Annotated in this window: 14 protein-coding genes; 6 read left to right on the top strand and 8 right to left on the bottom strand. The window is 67.9% G+C overall.

Features of this window, described 5'->3' with window-relative positions; all coding sequences use genetic code 11:
- Window positions 1-4 precede the first annotated feature (4 nt).
- The 5 genes from RUR49_RS10210 to RUR49_RS10190 all read right to left on the bottom strand — a co-directional run bounded on the left by RUR49_RS10210 (window position 5) and on the right by RUR49_RS10190 (window position 4,766).
- Window positions 5-1,162, bottom strand: a complete 1,158-nt coding sequence (locus tag RUR49_RS10210; RefSeq protein ID WP_409146248.1) for an aminotransferase — start codon at window positions 1,160-1,162, stop codon at window positions 5-7.
- Between the two features lie 125 nt (window positions 1,163-1,287).
- Complete coding sequence (locus RUR49_RS10205; protein ID WP_409146247.1) at window positions 1,288-1,653, bottom strand: type II toxin-antitoxin system VapC family toxin; 366 nt, start codon at window positions 1,651-1,653, stop codon at window positions 1,288-1,290.
- Window positions 1,650-1,847 carry a type II toxin-antitoxin system VapB family antitoxin gene (locus RUR49_RS10200; protein ID WP_409146246.1) on the bottom strand — a complete coding sequence of 66 codons (198 nt, stop codon included), beginning with the start codon at window positions 1,845-1,847 and terminating at the stop codon, window positions 1,650-1,652. The genes RUR49_RS10205 and RUR49_RS10200 overlap by 4 nt, the downstream gene beginning before the upstream one ends.
- A gap of 135 nt (window positions 1,848-1,982) precedes the next feature.
- Window positions 1,983-4,235: a hypothetical protein gene (locus RUR49_RS10195; protein WP_409146245.1), complete on the bottom strand. Its 2,253-nt coding sequence runs from the start codon at window positions 4,233-4,235 to the stop codon at window positions 1,983-1,985.
- Window positions 4,236-4,355: 120 nt separating this feature from the next.
- Window positions 4,356-4,766, bottom strand: coding sequence for an NADH:ubiquinone oxidoreductase subunit NDUFA12 (locus RUR49_RS10190; protein ID WP_409146244.1), 411 nt, complete (start codon window positions 4,764-4,766; stop codon window positions 4,356-4,358).
- 716 nt (window positions 4,767-5,482) lie between these two features.
- Between RUR49_RS10190 and RUR49_RS10185 the strand changes: the two genes are divergently transcribed.
- The 5 genes from RUR49_RS10185 (at window position 5,483) to RUR49_RS10165 (ending at window position 12,829) form a co-directional block, all read left to right on the top strand.
- Window positions 5,483-9,223: a vitamin B12-dependent ribonucleotide reductase gene (locus tag RUR49_RS10185; protein ID WP_409146243.1), complete on the top strand. Its 3,741-nt coding sequence runs from the start codon at window positions 5,483-5,485 to the stop codon at window positions 9,221-9,223.
- A gap of 139 nt (window positions 9,224-9,362) precedes the next feature.
- On the top strand, window positions 9,363-9,761 hold the full coding sequence (locus RUR49_RS10180; RefSeq protein ID WP_409146242.1) for a DUF3010 family protein: 399 nt from the start codon (window positions 9,363-9,365) through the stop codon (window positions 9,759-9,761).
- Window positions 9,762-9,764: 3 nt separating this feature from the next.
- Window positions 9,765-10,835, top strand: a complete 1,071-nt coding sequence (locus RUR49_RS10175) for a protein kinase domain-containing protein (RefSeq protein WP_409146241.1) — start codon at window positions 9,765-9,767, stop codon at window positions 10,833-10,835.
- A gap of 253 nt (window positions 10,836-11,088) precedes the next feature.
- Window positions 11,089-12,171, top strand: coding sequence for a diguanylate cyclase (locus RUR49_RS10170; RefSeq protein WP_409146240.1), 1,083 nt, complete (start codon window positions 11,089-11,091; stop codon window positions 12,169-12,171).
- 190 nt (window positions 12,172-12,361) lie between these two features.
- Entirely contained in the window at window positions 12,362-12,829 is a 468-nt protein-coding gene (locus RUR49_RS10165; protein ID WP_409146239.1) for a histidine kinase, read from the top strand.
- Window positions 12,830-12,905: 76 nt separating this feature from the next.
- Here the strand turns inward: RUR49_RS10165 and ppk2 are convergent, their stop codons facing one another.
- Window positions 12,906-13,739 carry a polyphosphate kinase 2 gene (gene ppk2 / locus RUR49_RS10160; protein ID WP_409146238.1) on the bottom strand — a complete coding sequence of 278 codons (834 nt, stop codon included), beginning with the start codon at window positions 13,737-13,739 and terminating at the stop codon, window positions 12,906-12,908.
- 191 nt (window positions 13,740-13,930) lie between these two features.
- Between ppk2 and ribB the strand changes: the two genes are divergently transcribed.
- Window positions 13,931-15,046, top strand: coding sequence for a 3,4-dihydroxy-2-butanone-4-phosphate synthase (gene ribB, locus RUR49_RS10155; protein ID WP_409146237.1), 1,116 nt, complete (start codon window positions 13,931-13,933; stop codon window positions 15,044-15,046).
- 4 nt (window positions 15,047-15,050) lie between these two features.
- Here ribB and RUR49_RS10150 read toward each other — a convergent pair whose 3' ends face one another.
- Together RUR49_RS10150 and RUR49_RS10145 are read right to left on the bottom strand one after the other, a co-directional pair.
- Window positions 15,051-16,679: an acetolactate synthase large subunit gene (locus tag RUR49_RS10150; protein WP_409146236.1), complete on the bottom strand. Its 1,629-nt coding sequence runs from the start codon at window positions 16,677-16,679 to the stop codon at window positions 15,051-15,053.
- Window positions 16,680-16,772: 93 nt separating this feature from the next.
- The gene (locus RUR49_RS10145) at window positions 16,773-18,059 is read right to left on the bottom strand and encodes an MFS transporter (RefSeq protein WP_409146235.1); all 1,287 of its coding nucleotides are present in this window, start codon (window positions 18,057-18,059) and stop codon (window positions 16,773-16,775) included.
- Between the last annotated feature and the right edge of the window lie 54 nt (window positions 18,060-18,113).

Here is an 18,113-nt window from a genome sequence, read left to right as displayed (position 1 = left end):
GCCCTCAGGCGGCGAGCGCCGGGGCCGCCCGCACCAGCCGGGCGATCGCCTCGTCCAGCGTCGCCTCGTTCTTGGCGAAGCAGAAGCGCACGACGTGGCGGACGGCGTCGCCGGAATAGAACGCCGACACCGGGATCGCCGCCACCTTCGCCTCGGCGACGAGCCGCTTGCAGAAGGCGGCATCGTCGGAGAGCCCGAGCGGCTTGAGATCGACGCAGACGAAGTAGGTGCCGGCCGACGGCAGCACCGTGAAGCCGGCCGCCTTCAGCCCCGCCGAGAAATAGTCCCGCTGCGCCTGCAGCCGCGCCCGCATGTCGGTGAAATAAGTATCGTCCTTGGCGAGGCCGTAGGCGACGGCCGTCTGCAGGTTGGGCGCGGTGGTGAAGGCGAGGAACTGGTGCGCCTTGGCGACGACGCGCAGGATGTGCGGCGCCGCGACGACGAGGCCGACCTTCCAGCCCGTCAGCGAGAAGATCTTGCCGGCCGAGCCGATCTTCACCGACCGCTCGCGCAGGCCCGGCACCGACAGCACCGTGACGTGCGGCCTGCCGTCGAAGATGACGTGTTCCCAGACCTCGTCGGAGACGACGATCGCCTCGGTCCCCTCGATCGCCTTGGCGAGGGCTTCGAGATCCTCGCGCGGCCACACCGCGCCGGCGGGATTGAGCGGGTTGTTGATGATGAGGAGCTTGGTCTTCGGCGAGATAACGGCGGCGAGCGCCTCGGGGTCGAAGCGCCAGTCCGGCGGCGACAGCTTGACGAGCCGCGGAATCCCGCCCGCCTGGCGGACAAGCGGCAGGTAGGCGTCGTAGGCCGGCTCGAACAGCACCACCTCGTCGCCCGGCGCGACGAGACCGAGGATGGAGGCGGCGAGCGCCTCGGTGGCGCCGGACGTCACCATGCACTCCGTGTCGGCGTCGAGCTCGAGGCCCTGATGCTGCCGGTAGTGGTCGGCAATGGCCCGCCGGAGCTCAGGAATGCCCATCATCGACGGGTACTGGTTGTAGCCGTCGACGACCGCCTCGGCCGCCTTGCGCCGAACGTCCTCCGGCCCCGGATCGTCGGGAAAGCCCTGGCCGAGATTGATTGCGCCGTGGGCGCGGGCGAGTTGCGACATCTCTTCGAAGATGGTCGTCGGCAGGGAAGCGAACAGCGGGTTCATGGCGCTCGGTCGTTGTTGGTTGCGGCCGTCGATGGCGTTCGGCCGCGCAAGGTGCACCCGGAGCCGGAGCCGGGCAAGGGTGGCATCCGATCGGTGTAACGGTGTCGCCACGCCACGGGCGCCCTTCAGTGCAACGCGGCGTACCCTAGGTCCTTCGCCAGATTGGAAAGCCGGCGGTCCCGTGTCCACAGGGCCGCACCGGGAGTCAGGCGGACCGCAGCGAGAATGTGCGCATCAACGTATCCGATGCCGGTGCCGGCGAGAGACTGCGCCGAGATGAAGGTGAGAACCTCGGCGTCGGTCGCCACCGCCGCCTTCGGCAAGTCGCCGAGGTCCCGAAGGATTCTGGCGGGTTGGCGAAGATGGCCGAGCGCGATCTCGCCGATGATGAAGGGATGCGTCAGAACCCGCCCGGCATCGAGAAGCCCTGCCAGTTCCAGGTCATTTCGCCGGAGGTGGTCGATCCAGACTGATGTGTCGACCAGGATCACCGTCCAGCCGTTCGCCGCCGCGGCACGGCAACAAGGTCGGGCTCGCTGCCCCCGAGCCGCGCGAGGCGGCGGGCGCTTTCCCGCTCGATGAGCGCCTTCAGAGCTTCGCGCACCAGCGCCGATTTCTCGGTCAGTCCAGTCAGTGCCTGTGCTCGTGCGACTTGGTCGTCGTCGAGGGCGATCGTGGTTCGCATGGCGCGGCCTCACAAAACAGGCACACAAAATGGCATCGATCGATGCCATCGGCAATGCCGACCGGGCCGGCGATCGATATCGCCGGCCCGACATTCACGTACGATCTCGTCCGCTCAGCGGCTCATCATTCCCGCTCACTCCACCTCGATGTTTGCGGCCGTCACCTTCGTCGCCCCCGTCAGCGTCGCGACCAGTACCGGCGTCTTCGGTCCCGTGCCGTCGCGGTCGAAGCTCAGGCGGCCGGTCGCGGCGTCGAACAGGAAGGTCGGTCTGGTCGAGGTCGCGGCCCTGCCGTTGACGATACGCACCTTGCCAGCCTCCAGCCCCTTCCAGCCGGCGGCCGGCAGGACGATGCGGTCGATCACCTCAAAGTCGGTGATGGTGTCGCCCGCTTCCTTCGGCGAGGCGATGCGGAAGCGGTCCGGGCCGGGGCCGCCGGTCAGCGTGTCCTGGCCCGGACCACCGTCGAGGATGTCGGAGCCCGGCCCGCCGTCGAAGACGTCGTTGCCCTTGCCGCCATTCGCGCGGTCGTTGCCCGGCCCGAAGCTGCGGCGGTCCGCCTTGCTGCCGCCGGCAAAGAATTCGCCGTCGACGAAGGCGCCGGGATCCCGGCGGTCGCGATTGGGGATGGTGTTGTCGCGGCTCCAGGCGGTGATCGCGTCGAACTTCGCCGAGCGCTTCTGGTAGACGGATTCGAGCGCCCCCCAGAAGCCGAACTCGGTGTAGGGCTCGACGTCGGCGAAATAGGCGAAGCGGGTGCCGCCGGCGTCCTTGAAGAGGTCGAGCATCTTCGTGACGAGATCACCCATCCGGCGGTCGCGGTTGAGCTTGGCGAAGAAGTCGGTGAGACCGCGGGTCGTCTCGAACGAGGAGAACAGGTGCGGCCCGCCCTCGTAGGCGACGAGTTCGAAGCCGTTCTCGCGAGCGACGTTCGCGTGGTAGGCGAACAGTCCGCGCAAGCCGGTGGTGACGCCGTCGTCCGACGGGTCCTCCAGCGAGATGAAGCCCTCCTGCGTCGGGAACAGGTCGCCCTTGTCCATCTGGCGAAAGGCCTTGGCGAGCCCGGCCTCGCCCTGGCGGGCGAAGCGGCGGACCTCGGGCACGTTGTCGATGAACGAGATGTTGCCGTCGGCATAGAGGCCACCTTCGAAGTAGCCAGTGACGGCGTAGGCGTCGAAGCTCGCCTTCGGGGCCGGCTTGCCCTCGCAGACGGCGAGCGGCGCTTCCAGGATGGCCGCCTCGAGGCCGAGGAAGGCGGTTTGCGTCGCCGCCACCCGCACCAGTCGCCGCTTCGCCTCGCGGCCGAAGACGTCGGAGAAGATGTCCATCACCTCGGCGGCGCGGGTGCCGTAGAGCTGCATCCAGGCGGTGCCGCGGTCGGGGTTGCCGGTGCAGCGGCGGGCGAACGCCGCGCTCCAGCGTGCCTGCGCCGCGTCGAACGTCTCCTGCGCCTGGCCGAAGCCGAAGTTCCACACCTCGTTCGAGTACTCGACGAAGACCTTCAGGCGCGGGTCCAGCCGGTCCCGCACGATCTCCGCATACTCCCGCACCAGCGCGTCGTCGGCACCGTGGGGCACGTTGATCCAGGCGTCGGCACCGACGCGATTGGCGAGCTCGACGACGATCTCGATCGGCACGCCGGCGCGGCGGCTCGATTCCCAGACGTTCTCGTTCGTCCACGAGGCGTCGGTGACGCGGCGGCGGGTGTCTGGGGTGGTGACGACCGAATCGTTCGTCCCCATCCAGTCCATGAACCGCAGCATGGTGAAGTCCTTCAGCCGGGCGAGGAATGCCGGGTTGAAGATCTCGCCGGCTTCGAAGGCCTTCAGCTGGTCCTCGCGGACGACGCGGATGTTGCGGATATGATCGCCACGCTGTGTGCGGGAGATCAGCACGAACAGGTTGGCGAACCCCTCGCCCTCGCCCGCATTCATCTCGACGCGGTGGCGGCCCGGACGGTCGTCGAGCACGGTGGCGCCGATATACTCGACGGTGCCGTCGCCGTCGAAGAGCACGACGTAGCGGTCGGTGATGGCGTCGTCTGTGGGGTCGACGCCGACGGCGGTGATCAGCCGGCGACCGGCGGGCACCTCGGTCGGCCAGCCGTCCTCGTCGAGCTTCAGGCTGGGGTCGAAGACGGCGAAGGCGCCGTTCGGGTCGTGGATCGCCCAGTCGCGCGCCGTCTTGTAGCGGTCGAGGAACGGGTGCTGCGTGGCGTAGTCGCGAACACCGGAGAGGTGCACGCCGAGCGAGGGAATGTCGGAGGCCGAGGCCGGCGCGCCGGTGGCGACGAAGGCGGCCAGCACCGCCGCGCTCGCGGCGGCCCGGAGCCCTGCAACGGTCTTGCGGACGATGCTGCGGTCCGCACGCGCAACGGTAGTCGACATGATGCTCCCCTTCGTGTGACGGCTCCGAGATCTCGGAGCGCTTCAGTCACGAAGGAGGCTAGCGGGCAGGCGCCGGGTCGGCTGTGAACGGGAACACAGGGGTCGTGGCGGGTCGCGGCCTCAGCCGCCGGGGGTCCAGGCGTCGTAGTCGCCGGTCGCCGCCGGACGCTGCGCGTCCTTGAGGATCGAGCCGGACGGACGATAGGCGGCGGGCGTGCCGGTGAGGTTCGGCTGCGCCGGCAGCTGCCACGGGCGCGGCACGTACTGCTGCTCGCTCGGCGGCGTGTCGACGCGATGGTGCATCCAGCCGTGCCAGCCGGCGGGAATCGAGCTCGCCTCCGCCGGGCCGTTGTAGATCACCCAGCGGCGCTGGAAGCCGAGCGTCGGGTCCACCTTGCCGCCGCGGGTGCGGTAGTAGACGTTGCCGAACTCGTCGGTACCCACCCGTTCGCCGAAGCGGCTCGTCCACAGCTTGGTCCCGATGGTCCAGCCGTTCCACCAGGTGAACACGTGAATGAGAAAGTCGCGCATCGGCGCCCCGTCACGGGTGATCGGAAGTCGGCGGGACCATGCCAGCGGCCCGAGCCCAAGTCCAGACGGCAGGGCGCCGCGGGCGGCGGCCTTCAGCCGCGACGATTGCCTGGGTGTCTAAGATCACCGTGGCAGTCCCCTCGCGTCGCGCGCCAGCCGCTCGGCCTCGCGGTTCTTGATGTTGAGCGCCATCGCATCCACCCACGTCCTTCGACGGTCATCACAATCCAAGGCCGGGGCCTGGACGAGGCGGCGTTGCGCCGTCCACAGGGCCGCAGCGGGCGCATCGGGTGCGCACGGTGATGCGGAGCCGCGGCTTTCCCCGCTTTCCCCAGTGTCAAGCGACATACTAGATGTTGTGCCACCGAAATTGCGGCCACCATCGCTTGACCCGTTTCGGCGAGTCGCCCTAGTGTTCGGCCACTGACGATGCCCCGGCGCGCCGGGTGCACCGAAACCCCCAAAGAAGCCTCCCCTGACCAGCCGCCGTTCGTGGCACTGTCCACGGACCGCGCCGACGCATGCGCGATGCCGCGCGCCGACGCGGGGGGCGACAAAAGCGCTCGGTAGCACTATATTTAGTGGCACCGAGTCCATGATGATACCGGATGCGGTCCCGAGAGATCGCCATCCCGCCATACCGTGGGCCCGCCGGCCACCGGACAGAGCATCGGACGACCGGCCCACGTGGCCGGACGGTTGAGAGGACGACGAAGATGCGGATCGAGCGGCGCTACACCACCGAGGGTCAGGACGCCTATGCGTCGATCCCGTTCCGTACGGTGACGAGCGAGATCCGCAATCCCGATGGTTCGGTGGTGTTCCGGCTCGAGGACATCGCTGTTCCCGAGGCCTGGAGCCAGGTCGCCTCCGACGTGCTGGCGCAGAAGTACTTCCGCAAGGCCGGCGTGCCGGCGCGCCTGCGCAAACACGAGGAATCGACGATCCCCTCGTGGCTGTGGCGCTCCGTCGCCGACGAGGCGGCACTGGCCGAATTGCCGGCCGGCGAGCGCAGCGTCGGCGAGACCGACGCCCGCCAGGTCTTCGACCGGCTCGCCGGCACCTGGACCTACTGGGGCTGGAAGGGCCGCTACTTCGACGGCGAGGCCGACGCTCGCGCCTTCTTTGACGAGCTGCGCTTCATGCTCGCCACCCAGAAGGTGGCGCCGAACTCGCCCCAGTGGTTCAACACTGGCCTGCACTGGGCCTACGGCATCGACGGCCCGAGCCAGGGCCACTTCTACGTCGACCACGAGACCGGCAAGCTGGTCGCGTCCGCCACCGCCTACGAGCACCCGCAGCCGCACGCCTGCTTCATCCAGTCGGTCGGCGACGATCTCGTCAACGACGGCGGCATCATGGACCTGTGGGTGCGCGAGGCGCGCCTGTTCAAGTACGGCTCGGGCACCGGCTCGAACTTCTCCGCGCTGCGTGGCGAAGGCGAGCGGCTGTCGGGTGGCGGGCGCTCGTCCGGCCTGATGAGCTTCCTGAAGATCGGCGACCGTGCCGCCGGCGCCATCAAGTCGGGTGGCACCACCCGCCGCGCCGCCAAGATGGTCGTGGTCGACGCCGACCACCCCGACATCGAGACCTATGTCGACTGGAAGGTGCGCGAGGAGCAGAAGGTCGCCGCCCTCGTCACCGGCTCGAAGACGGTCGTCAAGCACCTCAAGGCGATCATGAAGGCCTGCATCAACTGCGACGGCCCGGGCGATTCTTGCTTCGACCCTGACAAGAACCCGGCCCTGAAGCGCGAGATCCGCGCCGCCAAGAAGGCCGCGGTGCCGATGAACTACGTCCTGCGGGTCGTGCAGTTCGCCAAGCAGGGCTACACCGACATCTCCTTCCCGATCTTCGACACGGACTGGGATTCGGAAGCCTACCTGACCGTCTCCGGCCAGAACTCCAACAACTCGGTCCGCGTCACCGACGCCTTCCTGAAGGCGGTGGAGGAGGACGGCGACTGGGCGCTGATCCGGCGCACCGACGGCAAGGTCGCGAAGACCCTGAAGGCCCGCGAGCTCTGGGAGAAGATCGGCTACGCCGCCTGGGCCTCGGCCGATCCCGGCATCCAGTTCCACTCCACCATCAACGACTGGCACACCTGCCCGGCGGGCGGCGACATCCGCGCCTCCAACCCGTGCTCCGAGTACATGTTCCTCGACGACACGGCCTGCAATCTCGCCTCGCTCAACCTGCTGCAGTTCCGTGGCGAGGACGGCGTCTTCCAGGTCGAGGCCTACGAGCACGCTGTGCGGCTCTGGACGGTGGTCCTCGAGATCTCCGTGCTGATGGCGCAGTTCCCGTCGAAGCGGATCGCCGAGCTCTCCTACGAGTACCGCACGCTCGGCCTCGGCTACGCCAACATCGGCGGTCTGCTGATGACCTCCGGCATCCCCTATGATTCGGCCGAGGGCCGCGCCATCTGCGGCGCGCTCACCGCCATCATGACGGGTGTCTCCTACGCCACCTCCGCCGAGATGGCGCGCGAGCTCGGACCGTTCCCGGGCTTCCCCGAGAACCGCGACGCCATGCTGCGCGTCATACGCAACCACCGCCGCGCCGCCCACGGCGAGAGCGAGGGCTACGAGGCGCTCGCCACCGCCCCGGTGCCGCTCGACCACGCCGCTTGCGCCGACAAGGTGCTGGTGGAGCACGCCCGGGCCGCCTGGGACCGCGCGCTCGAGTGGGGCTCGGCCTTCGGCTTCCGCAACGCCCAGACGACCGTGATCGCGCCGACCGGCACGATCGGCCTCGTCATGGACTGTGACACGACGGGCATCGAGCCGGACTTCGCACTGGTGAAGTTCAAGAAGCTCGCCGGTGGCGGCTACTTCAAGATCATCAACCGCGCCGTGCCGGAGGCGCTGCGCTCGCTCGGCTACCGCGAGAGCGAGATCGCCGAGATCGAGGCCTACGCCGTCGGTCACGGGACGCTCGCCCAGGCCCCGGCGATCAACCATTCCACCTTGCGGGCCAAGGGCTTCACCGACGACGTTCTGGCGAAGCTCGATGTCGCTCTGAAGTCCGCCTTCGACATCAAGTTCGCCTTCAACCGCTGGAGCCTCGGCGAGGCCTTCTGCACCGAGGTGATGCGCTTCACCACGGTGGAGCTCGACGATCCCTCCTTCGACATGCTGGCGAAGCTCGGCTTCTCGAAGAAGGACATCGACGCGGCGAACGTCCACGTCTGCGGGGCGATGACGCTCGAGGGCGCGCCCTATCTGAAGCCCGAGCACCTGCCGGTCTTCGACTGCGCCAACCCGTGCGGCCGCATCGGCAAGCGCTTCCTCTCGGTCGAGAGCCACATCCGCATGATGGCGGCCGCCCAGCCGTTCATTTCGGGCGCGATCTCGAAGACCATCAACATGCCGAACGACGCCACGGTGGAGGACTGCAAGGCGGCCTACACGCTGTCCTGGCGCCTCGCCTTGAAGGCGAACGCCCTCTACCGCGACGGCTCCAAGCTGTCGCAGCCGCTCAACTCGCAGCTCCTCGCCGATGACGACGACGTCGACGACGTCGTCGAGGCGATCATCGCCGAGCCGCCTGCGGTGCGGGCGCGCGAGGTGGCCGAGCGCATCGTCGAGCGGATCATCGAGCGCGAGGTGCAGGTCCGCGAGCGCGAGAAGCTGCCGGGCCGCCGCAAGGGCTACACCCAGAAGGCGATCGTCGGCGGCCACAAGGTCTATCTGCGCACCGGCGAGTACGACGACGGCCGCCTCGGCGAGATCTTCATCGACATGCACAAGGAAGGCGCCGCCTTCCGCTCGCTGATGAACAACTTCGCCATCGCCATCTCGCTCGGCCTGCAGTACGGCGTGCCGCTCGAGGAATATGTCGACGCCTTCACCTTCACCCGCTTCGAGCCGGCCGGGTTCGTGCAGGGCAACGACTACGTCAAGAACGCCACCTCGATCCTCGACTATATCTTCCGCGAGCTGGCGATCTCCTATCTCGGCCGGCACGACCTGGCCCACGTCTCGCAGGACGACATCGGCTCGACCGCGATGGGCACGGGCGTCGACGAGGGCAAGGCGCCGGGTCCGGAGCACGTCGTCTCGAAGGGCCTGGTGCGCGGCCGCACCACCGCCTTCCGCGTCCTCGAGACGCCGGCCGGCGAACTGCGCGGCGGTCCGAAGGCGAGCGGCGCACCGGTCGCCTCGGCGCACGGCTCGGTGACGGCGCTGCGCGGTGGCGCCGGAGCGGCGCTCGCCTTCCACCGCAGCGAGCCGCTGGAGGACCCCGAGGAAGACCCCGAGACGGCTCTCGTCCCCTCCCCGGCCCCGCAGCCCGCCCAGAAGTCGGCCCGCGCCGACAAGGCCGAGAAGGCGGCGCTCGCCCGCCTGAAGGGCTACGAGGGCGAAAGCTGCGGCGAGTGCGGCAACTTCACGATGGTCCGCAACGGCACCTGCCTGAAGTGCGACACCTGCGGCGCGACGAGCGGCTGCAGCTGAGGGGCAGCCGGTGAACTTGCTGGGCCGTTAGCAGTATTTTCAGCGGCTCAGTAAACTTCGTCAAAAGCGGCTTCGTCAGGGTTATCCGCATCGGTAGAGTTCATGATCCTCAAGAGTTCCAAAAAATACAAGGAATACCATGAACATACTCGGTGTGGAATTTGAAGCAAAAACGCTTAACTACGTATTACTTGTCTGCGAGGAAAAAAAGAATGAGGTCAAGGAAGCGAACCGCCTTAAGCTGACCGATACACGCTCAAAGGATTCTCTCCGTGCGTTCCAGAGCGCGGTTACAACTTTGATCACCGGGACCAAACCGGATTTGATAGCCATAAAAGATAAGCCAGAATCCGGACAGATGCGCGCCGGCGCGGCCGCGCTTAAGATGGAAGGTATCCTGCTTGCGGCCGCACCATGTGAAGTTGAGTTCATTTCTGGCAGGCGAATAAACGCGTGCGAAGATGGAGCCGGACTGAGGGCCTATCACCAGCCCGCATTCAAAGCTGCGCTGGCTGCTTTCGGGAAGCAGGCCACCTGAAAAATGGAGAATTTGCCCTCTGAACTCCAAGTGGCGATCCGAGAACTTGAACGGGATCATGACGCGTTTGAGTTTCATCCTGGCGGTGCCAACGGCTATCTAGTATTCGCTCGCAATCGCATCTCCGGCAGCGAAGTTGCAATTAAGTTCTACTATGGAGCTCCGGGAGAGCGGCGGCACGATGAACCGCGCCTGCTCGCCAGCATTCAATCTCCAAACGTCTTACGAATTATTGACGCGCGGATTCTTTCGGAAGATTGGGCTTACTTTCTAACGCCAAGGTGTGGTGACGGGAATCTTGACAATCTTATTGCAACCAGACCCTCTGCGATTCATGCGATCGATATGGCATTGGGAATTTGCATGGGCGCGAGTGCGATCCATGCGAACGGCTTGATACACCGCGACCTCAAGCCCGCAAATATCGTGTGCCATGGAGGCGTGCCCCTGATTGCGGATTTCGGAAGCGTCAGGCAGCTAACAGATGGTAAAACAGACTTGCCGGCTTCGGGCCACAGCGCTCTTTACCGGCCACCCGAGTCATTTGAGACCGGACGCTACAGCGTCCGGGGGGATATATATCAATTAGGCTTGGTGACCTATCAACTATTGGGCGGCGCATTACCATACGATCCTACGCAATATTTTAATAACATTGATCGCAGAGAATACAGTTGCCTGACAGGTGACTTTGAAAAGTCAAAATTTCAGGACGAGGTCATCCATCGCCGCGCTGCTTCGGGCAAACTCACAGACTTCCGAACGCTCCCGCCTTGGATTGGCGGCCGCGCAAAATCGGCCATTCGGCGGTTGACTGATCCTACACCTGGCACCCGGCTTGGCAGTATGAGCGATGTTGCATCGAGCCTAACCCAAGTAAGAGCCGAGACTCTGGACTGGAGGTGGGTAGGCGATGTAGCGCAACTCAAACGAGAGGACCGGGTTATCGAAATGCGGCCCATTGGCGGAGGGGTTTACGAACCGCTGCAGGCGAAGGGAGACACCTTCCGGCGCATACCGTCAATGCCGAACAATACACTCAAAAATCTAGTCGGTAAGGTTCCACGAACGTAACTCACTCAAAATCTCTATCTCTACTCAATACTCCCGTTCTCCTAAGAGCGAGATACGGATCCGCGTGCCGTGCAGCCTCCACTTCTCGAATGTTCGACGGCGGCGGCACAAGCACGACGTATTAGGCCGGCCCCGGTGACCGCGCGCTCGCCCACGGCTCCCAACGTCTCAGGAGCAGGTGAAACATGGAGTCCCCGCGCGCATCTGCTAGTCCTCGCCTCGTTCAGCTCGTCGGCCACCGGGGGACAGGACTTTGAGCGAATCGGCGGTCGCTTCGCGCCGCGCCTTCGACCGTGCGCGGGACATCCGCCGACGCTTCCTGATGGTCGTGCTCGCGGTCGCCTTGCTCTGGGGCGGGCTGATGACGATCCCGTCCGTCCTCGGGTGGATGCCGCTCGGGCCCGTCCAGTCGGCGAACAATCTCGCCTTCTTCGTCGCCAACGCCGTGGCGCTGCTCGCCCTCGTGTTCTGGCCGGGAGGCTTCGTCCTTATCGCGAGCGGCTTCTTCCTCGCCGCCTTCGCCTACGTTTCCGGCGCGCAGTTCTTCGTGGTCCACGATCAGTTGCGGGTGCTGCTGTTCTTCCCCCTCGTCGGCGGAGCCTTCCTCATTCTCGGCTCCGTCGCCGGCTGGGCGATGATCGCCGGCGCCTTCGGCATCTTCGCCATTGCGCTCGGGTCGGATCTCTTCGACCTGACGCCCCTCGCCGCGAGCACCTTCGTGCTGACGCTGACGGTGACCGGTGTGTTCTTCCAGGTCTTCGAAGCCCAGACGGGTTCGGCCCTGCACACCATCAGCCGTCAGAACCTCGAACTCGAGGCCGCCGCTCGGCAGGATTCCCTCACCGGCCTGTGGAACCGCCGGGCCCTCCAGGAGAGCCTGTCGCGCCATTTCGAACCGCCCCCGCGGCCGCTTCGGTCGGTCGGGCCGGGCATCCTCTCCCTCGCCTTCGTCGATGTCGATCGCTTCAAGGACATCAACGACCGCTTCGGCCATGCCGCCGGGGATGCCGTGCTGGTCGCCATAGCGGAGATCCTGCGCACCGTGCTCGACGGGAGCGATGCCGTGGCAGCGCGCATCGGCGGCGAGGAATTTGCGATCCTGCTGCCGGGCGCACGGTTCACCGAGGCCCTCGCCGTCTCGGAAGCGGTCCGCACGGCCATCGCGGGTGCCGACCTCGGCGTCGTTCCGGAGCTCGGCCGGGTCACCGTCTCGATCGGCGTCGCGAGTTCGGAGGCCGATCTCGGCTCTGCGGACGCGATCCTCCGGGCGGCGGACGCAGCGATGTACAGGGCCAAGCGGGACGGCCGCGACCGTGTCATCGCCTGGATGGGCTGACCGCTTCCGTCCCTCCGTCCCCGGATCTGTCGCGCCGTCACGACCGGGTGCCCGCCCTCCCCGACTTGATCCACATCAGCGACGTGATTTCCGATCGCCCCTCATGTGCGGCTATCGTGTTGGCAGGGATGCCGCCGACAGAAGCGGCGCGGGGTGCGTCGCCCGATCGATCGCGTAATGGGGAAGAGACATGGCCGAGAACGAGACAGGCAAGCCGGGTCAGCCCGTCACCGCCGAGGCGCTGCGGATGATCATGCTCGAGAAGCAGATGAAGGAGATGGACGAGCACATGGCTCGTCAGAAGCTCGAGCAGCAGAAGCGCTCGGCGTTCGCGGAGGATTTCCTGAAGGGCCACATCGGTGACGACGAGCGGGCGATGATCCGCCGCGTCGTCATGCAGGCGGTGACCGCCGGCAAGCTCGAGGCGATGATCTACACCTTCCCGTCCGAGCTCTGCACCGACAGCGGCCGCGCCATCAACAGCGCCGACCCGGACTGGCCCGCGACCCTGCAGGGCAAGGCGAAGGAGCTGTTCGATGCCTACAAGTCGATCGCGCAGCCGCAGGGCTACAAGCTGAAGGCGTCGATCATCAACTTCCCCGGCGGCATGCCCGGAGACGTCGGCTTCTTCCTGTCCTGGGCGCCCGACGCCGCCTGATACGACGCCGCGGCGGCTCGCCAGGCGCCGCCGCGGCCCAACATTCAGACAGGCGCAAGCCCGGCCTCCCGGCCCCTCAGCCGACGCTCGGCACGATGTTGCGGAAGCTCGTGTCCTCGACGAAGTCCTTCGGCCGGCTCTGCCGGTCGCCGAGCTTCGGCTTGTCGAACTTCACCTTCTCGTAGGGGATCCGGCTCAGGAGGTGCGAGATGCAGTTGATGCGCGCGCGCTTCTTGTCGTCCGACGGCACCACCCACCACGGCGCGTGGATGCTGTCGGTCATGCGGATCATCTCGTCGTAGGCGGCCGTGTAGTCCCACCAGCGCCGATAGGATTCGATGTCCATCGGGCTCAGCTTCCACTGGCGCAGCGGGTCGTCGATGCGCTGGCGGAAGCGCCGCTCCTGCTCCTCCTCGCTGACGTCGAGGAAGTATTTCAGCAGGATGAGACCCGATTCGACGAGCGTCGCCTCGAAGCGGGGCGCCTGCTCCAGGAAACGGTGCGCCTGCTGGTCGGTGCAGAACCCCATGACGCGCTCGACGCCCGCCCGGTTGTACCAGCTGCGATCGAAGATCACGATCTCGCCGGCGGCCGGCAGATGCGGGATGTAGCGCTGGATAAAGATCTGCGACTTCTCTCGCTCGGTCGGCGACGGCAGCGCGACGACGCGGAAGACGCGCGGACTGACCTTCTCCGTGATGCGCTTGATGACGCCGCCCTTGCCCGCCGCGTCGCGCCCTTCGAAGATCACGACGATGCGGGCGCCGCTCGCCTTCACCCACGCCTGAAGGTGGGCGATCTCCACCTGAAGCCGATGCAACTCCTCGGCGTAGTGGAAGTCCGGCGGCGCGTGGCCGATGGTACCGGCCTCGGCGGCGCGTTGCTTCCCATCCTTCTTCTTCTTGCCCATCGTCGTTTCCTTTCCCCCGCCTGGCGCACGGCGTGCGTCCAGTCTAGGCCGAACTGCCGTCTGGGGAAAATGAGCGAGCGCAAGCCGTGCGGATGCGATGCGACGCCTCGGAGCTTGACGACCCCGCCGCGAAGGTCGATTGGACGAACCCAACCGGCCCCGCCGCTCCCGAGACAGGACCCCGTTTCCGCATGGCTCTGAACACCATCGAGGAAGCCGTCGCGGCGATTGCCGCCGGCGAGCTCGTCGTCGTCGTCGACGACACCGACCGCGAGAACGAGGGCGACCTGATCATGGCGGCCGCCAAGGCGACGCCGGAGCGCATCGCCTTCATGATCCGCCACACGAGCGGCATCATCTGCGTGCCGATGCCGGCCGAGCGCGCCGAGGCGCTCAACCTCGCCCCGATGGTCGCCAACAACCGCGATCCGATGCGCACCGCCTTCACGGTCACCGTCGACTACAAGGTCGGCCTCACCACCGGCATCTCCGCCGAGGAGCGCGCGAACACCATCGCGGCCCTGTCGAACGACAACTGCACGGCGGGCGACTTCCTCCGCCCCGGCCACATCTTCCCGCTGATCTCGCGTGACGGCGGCGTCCTCACCCGCTCCGGCCACACCGAGGCGGCGACCGATCTCGCGACCTTGGCCGGCCTCGAGCCCGTCGGCGTGCTGGCCGAGGTCGTCAACGACGACGGCACCGTGAAGCGACTGCCGCAGCTCCTCGAGTTCGCCCATGAGCACGGCCTGAAGATCGTCTCGATCGAGGAGCTGATCGAGTACCGGATGCGCCAGGAGATGTTCGTCCGGCGCACCGATTCGTTCGACGTCGCCGCCCACGGCCGCACCGCCCGCGTCTACGTCTACGAAACACCGTTCGACCCGCTGCAGCACGTCGCCATCACTGTCGGCGACGTCGTCGGCGCGGACGATGTCCCCTGCCGCATCCATCGCGAGCACGTGCTGTCGGATCTCCTGCGTGGCTCGGCCACGTCGAAGGGCTGGCTCGATCAGGCGCTCGCCCGCTTCGACAGCGTCAAGGGCGGCGTCTTCGTGCTGATCCGCGACCCGGCCGTGCTGCGACCGGAGGACGTGGAGATTCCGGCCGGCGACCCCGAGGCGGAGCGCCACATGTCGGCCCGGCAGCGGCGCGCCCGCTGGCGCGAGGTCGGCGTCGGCGCGCAGATCCTGCGCGATCTCGGCGTCACCTCGATCGCGCTCCTGTCATCCCACGACCGTCAGTACGTCGGCCTCGCCGGCTTCGGGATCAAGATCGGCCGCACCGAAAAGGTCGCCGGCGCCTGATCCCTCAGGGGATCACCGCCTCGATCAGGAACGGCCCCCGCGCCTTCAGCGCCGAGGCGAACACGTCGGCGAAATCCTCCGCCGTGTCGACGCGGCGCGCCGGTACGCCCATGCCCTCGGCCATCTTCACCCAGTCGAGCATGGGATCGTCCATGTCGAGCACCCGGCCGGACCGTTCGGCCGCGGTGACGCCGACGCGGCCGAGCTCGACGTGCAGGATCTTGTAGGAGCGGTTGGCGAAGATAACCGTGACCACGTCGAGGCGCTCGCGCGCCTGCGTCCACAGCGCCTGCAGCGTGTACATGCCCGAGCCGTCGCCCTCGAGGCAGACGCACTTGCGGTCCGGGCAGGCGACGGCGGTGCCGGTCGAAAGCGGCAGGCCGATGCCGATCGAGCCGCCGCTGATCCACAGGATGTCATGCGGCTTGGCCGAGGGCCCGTACTCGCTGGTGAAGGCGCCCGACGTGATGCACTCGTCGGAGACGATCGCACCCTCCGGCAGCAGCCTGGCGACGATCGCGCCCACCTTCTGCTGGTCGAGCGGGCCCGACGGCATGCCGGGCACGTCGAGGGCGTAGCGCTCCGCCTTGCCGGCCTTGCGCGGCGCGCCGAGCGCATCGGCGAGATCGGACAGCGCCGCTACGACGTCCTCGTCCGGGCTCGCGAGCTGGTGGATGGCGCAGCCGGGGGCAGCGAGGAAGCTCGGCTTGTTCGGGTAGGCGAAGAAGGACACCGGCGGCGCGGTGCCGACGATCACCAGCACGTCGAAGGCCGCCAGCGCAGCCGCCGCATCCTCGGCGAAGTACGGCATCCGGCGCACCACCGGTCGCCCGGCGCCGCGCTCCATGCGCGGCGCGAAGGTGTCGCCGAACAGCGCGGCCCCCGTCTTCGCCGCGATGCGCCCGAGCGCCTCCAGCCCCGCCCCGTGCAAGGCCGGTCCGCGGCCGAGGATCGCGGCCCGGCGCGCCCCTTTCAGCGCCCGCGCGACGCCCTCGACGACCGCCTCGCCGACCGGCCGTGGCGGCACGGGGGCGATCGGCGCCGCGGGCCCGGTCGACGGGTCCCAGGAGATGTCGGCGGGTACGATGAGCGTCGCCGTGCCACCCGACAGGCTCGAGGCCGCCGCCACCGCCTCGGCGCCGTCGTGGGCGACGGTGTCGGACGATTGGCTGGTGCGCACCCAGCGCGACACGGGTCGGGCGATCGCCTCGATGTCGGCCGTCAGCGGCGCGTCGTAGGCGAGGTGCGTGGTCGCGTGCTCCCCGACGATGTTGACGATCGGCGTGCGCGCCTTGCGGGCGTTGTGAAAGTTGGCGATGGCGTTGCCGAGACCGGGCCCGAGGTGCAGCAGCGTCGACGCCGGCTTTCCCGTCATCCGGCCATAGCCGTCGGCCGCCGCCGAGGCGACACCTTCGAACAGGGTGAGGACGCCGCGCATCTCCGGCACGGTGTCGAGTGCGGTGACGAAGTGCATCTCCGAGGTGCCGGGATTGGTGAAGCAGACCTCGACGCCGGCGCCGACGAGCGTGCCGAGCAGGCTTTCCGCGCCGGATGGAGGCCGGTTTCCCGCGCCCGCTGGTCCGCCGCGCGTCTTCCGCCCGCCCTCGCGCTTCGGTGCCACTCGCTCGTTCATCGTCCACCGATCCCTGCTGCTGCCGATCCGACACCTCGGCCGGGGCGGCAGCATCGACCGGCCGCGTCGCCACGTCCAGCCCGGGCGGCGAGATCAGGGGCGCAGGGGTCGCCCGGCGGTCTCGCTGACGAAGCGGGTCGCGACAAGCGAGACGAGGGCCGCCGCGATGATGAGGTAGGCCGGCGCGATCGCCTGCCCGGTCACGCCGATGAGCCAGGCCGCCACGAGCGGCGCGAGGCCGCCGATGACGCCGATGCCGAGATTGAACGGGATCGCCACCGCCGAGACCCGCACCGGGCCGCTCACCGATTCCACCATCAGCGCCGGCTGGACACCGAAGGCGCCGACCATCACCGCGAAGCCGAACTGGCCGAGGAGCGCCCCCGCGAGGCCGCCGTCCCGCATCAGCAGGAACAGCGGCACGGCGAGAAGGAGCCCGGCGAGCGTCGCGCCGGTGAGGATCGGGAGCCGCCCGATGCGGTCGGAGAGCGCGCCGAAGCCGAGGATCAGGGCGAGGAGCAGCACCATGTTGAGGGAGTTGACCGCCAGCGCCGCCGCCGACGACAGACCGGCCTGCTGCTGCAGCCACGTCGCGACGAAGACGAAGCAGAGATAAAGCCCGGCGGCGTTCAGCACGGTCACGCCGGTCAGGGCCACGATCTCGCGCGGGTGGCGCCGCACCGCTTCGGCCACCGGCAGCCGGACGACCTCGCGGCCGCGCCGGTCCGGCTCCAGCAGCGCCCGGCGCAGCAGCAGCCCGGCGACGGCGAGCAGCGCCCCGGCGAGGAACGGCAGCCGCCACGCCCACGCCGCAACATCGGCCGCATCGAAGACGGCGTGCAGCAGCGCGGCGACGGTGGAGCCGAGCAGGATGCCGCAGACGGCGCCAAAGGTGGCGGTGGCGCCGAAGAGCCCGCGGCGTCCCTCCGGTGCGCTCTCGACGAGGTAGACCATCGAGCCCACGTACTCGCCGCCAACGGCAAGACCCTGCGCCACCCGGAGGACGAGGAGGAGGATCGGCGCGGCGACGCCGATCGCCTCGTAGGTCGGCAGCGCGCCGATCAGCACCGTCGGCACCGCCATGCCGGCTACCGTCAGGATCAGCGCCGGCTTGCGGCCGTAGCGGTCGCCGATGTGGCCGACGAGGATGCCACCGAGCGGCCGCATCAGCCCGCCGACGGCGAACACGGCGAAGGCCGCGAGCACGCCGAAACTGCCCTCTCCGGCCGGAAAGAAGTTCACGGCGATGACGGGGGCGAGGAAGCCGTAGACGGCGAAGTCGTAAAGCTCGAGCACGTTGCCGATCGTGCCCGCCGCGACCTGGCCGAGCCGACCGGATCCCGCCCGCGCGGCGACCGCGCTTCCCCCGACTGTCCCCACGCGCTCCCCCCGGACGGCTGACGGCACGCCCTTAGCACGCCCCGCGTCCCTCTC

Source organism: Pseudoxanthobacter sp. M-2, assembly GCF_046156265.1.
Taxonomy (GTDB): Bacteria; Pseudomonadota; Alphaproteobacteria; order Rhizobiales; family Segnochrobactraceae; genus CAMDHY01.
The sequence above is the reverse complement of the archived record's forward strand: the minus strand, read 5'-3'. Positions and strand labels throughout refer to the sequence as shown.

What these genes read in the sequence shown, in the direction of transcription:
- RUR49_RS10210 (WP_409146248.1), bottom strand. Translation starts at nt 1,162, where the DNA reads ATGAACCCGCTGTTCGCTTCCCTGCCGACGACCATCTTCGAAGAGATG.
- RUR49_RS10200 (WP_409146246.1), bottom strand. Translation starts at nt 1,847, where the DNA reads ATGCGAACCACGATCGCCCTCGACGACGACCAAGTCGCACGAGCACAG.
- RUR49_RS10195 (WP_409146245.1), bottom strand. Translation starts at nt 4,235, where the DNA reads ATGTCGACTACCGTTGCGCGTGCGGACCGCAGCATCGTCCGCAAGACC.
- RUR49_RS10190 (WP_409146244.1), bottom strand. Translation starts at nt 4,766, where the DNA reads ATGCGCGACTTTCTCATTCACGTGTTCACCTGGTGGAACGGCTGGACC.
- RUR49_RS10185 (WP_409146243.1), top strand. Translation starts at nt 5,483, where the DNA reads ATGCGGATCGAGCGGCGCTACACCACCGAGGGTCAGGACGCCTATGCG.
- RUR49_RS10180 (WP_409146242.1), top strand. Translation starts at nt 9,363, where the DNA reads ATGAACATACTCGGTGTGGAATTTGAAGCAAAAACGCTTAACTACGTA.
- RUR49_RS10175 (WP_409146241.1), top strand. Translation starts at nt 9,765, where the DNA reads ATGGAGAATTTGCCCTCTGAACTCCAAGTGGCGATCCGAGAACTTGAA.
- RUR49_RS10165 (WP_409146239.1), top strand. Translation starts at nt 12,362, where the DNA reads ATGGCCGAGAACGAGACAGGCAAGCCGGGTCAGCCCGTCACCGCCGAG.
- ppk2 (WP_409146238.1), bottom strand. Translation starts at nt 13,739, where the DNA reads ATGGGCAAGAAGAAGAAGGATGGGAAGCAACGCGCCGCCGAGGCCGGT.
- ribB (WP_409146237.1), top strand. Translation starts at nt 13,931, where the DNA reads ATGGCTCTGAACACCATCGAGGAAGCCGTCGCGGCGATTGCCGCCGGC.
- RUR49_RS10150 (WP_409146236.1), bottom strand. Translation starts at nt 16,679, where the DNA reads ATGAACGAGCGAGTGGCACCGAAGCGCGAGGGCGGGCGGAAGACGCGC.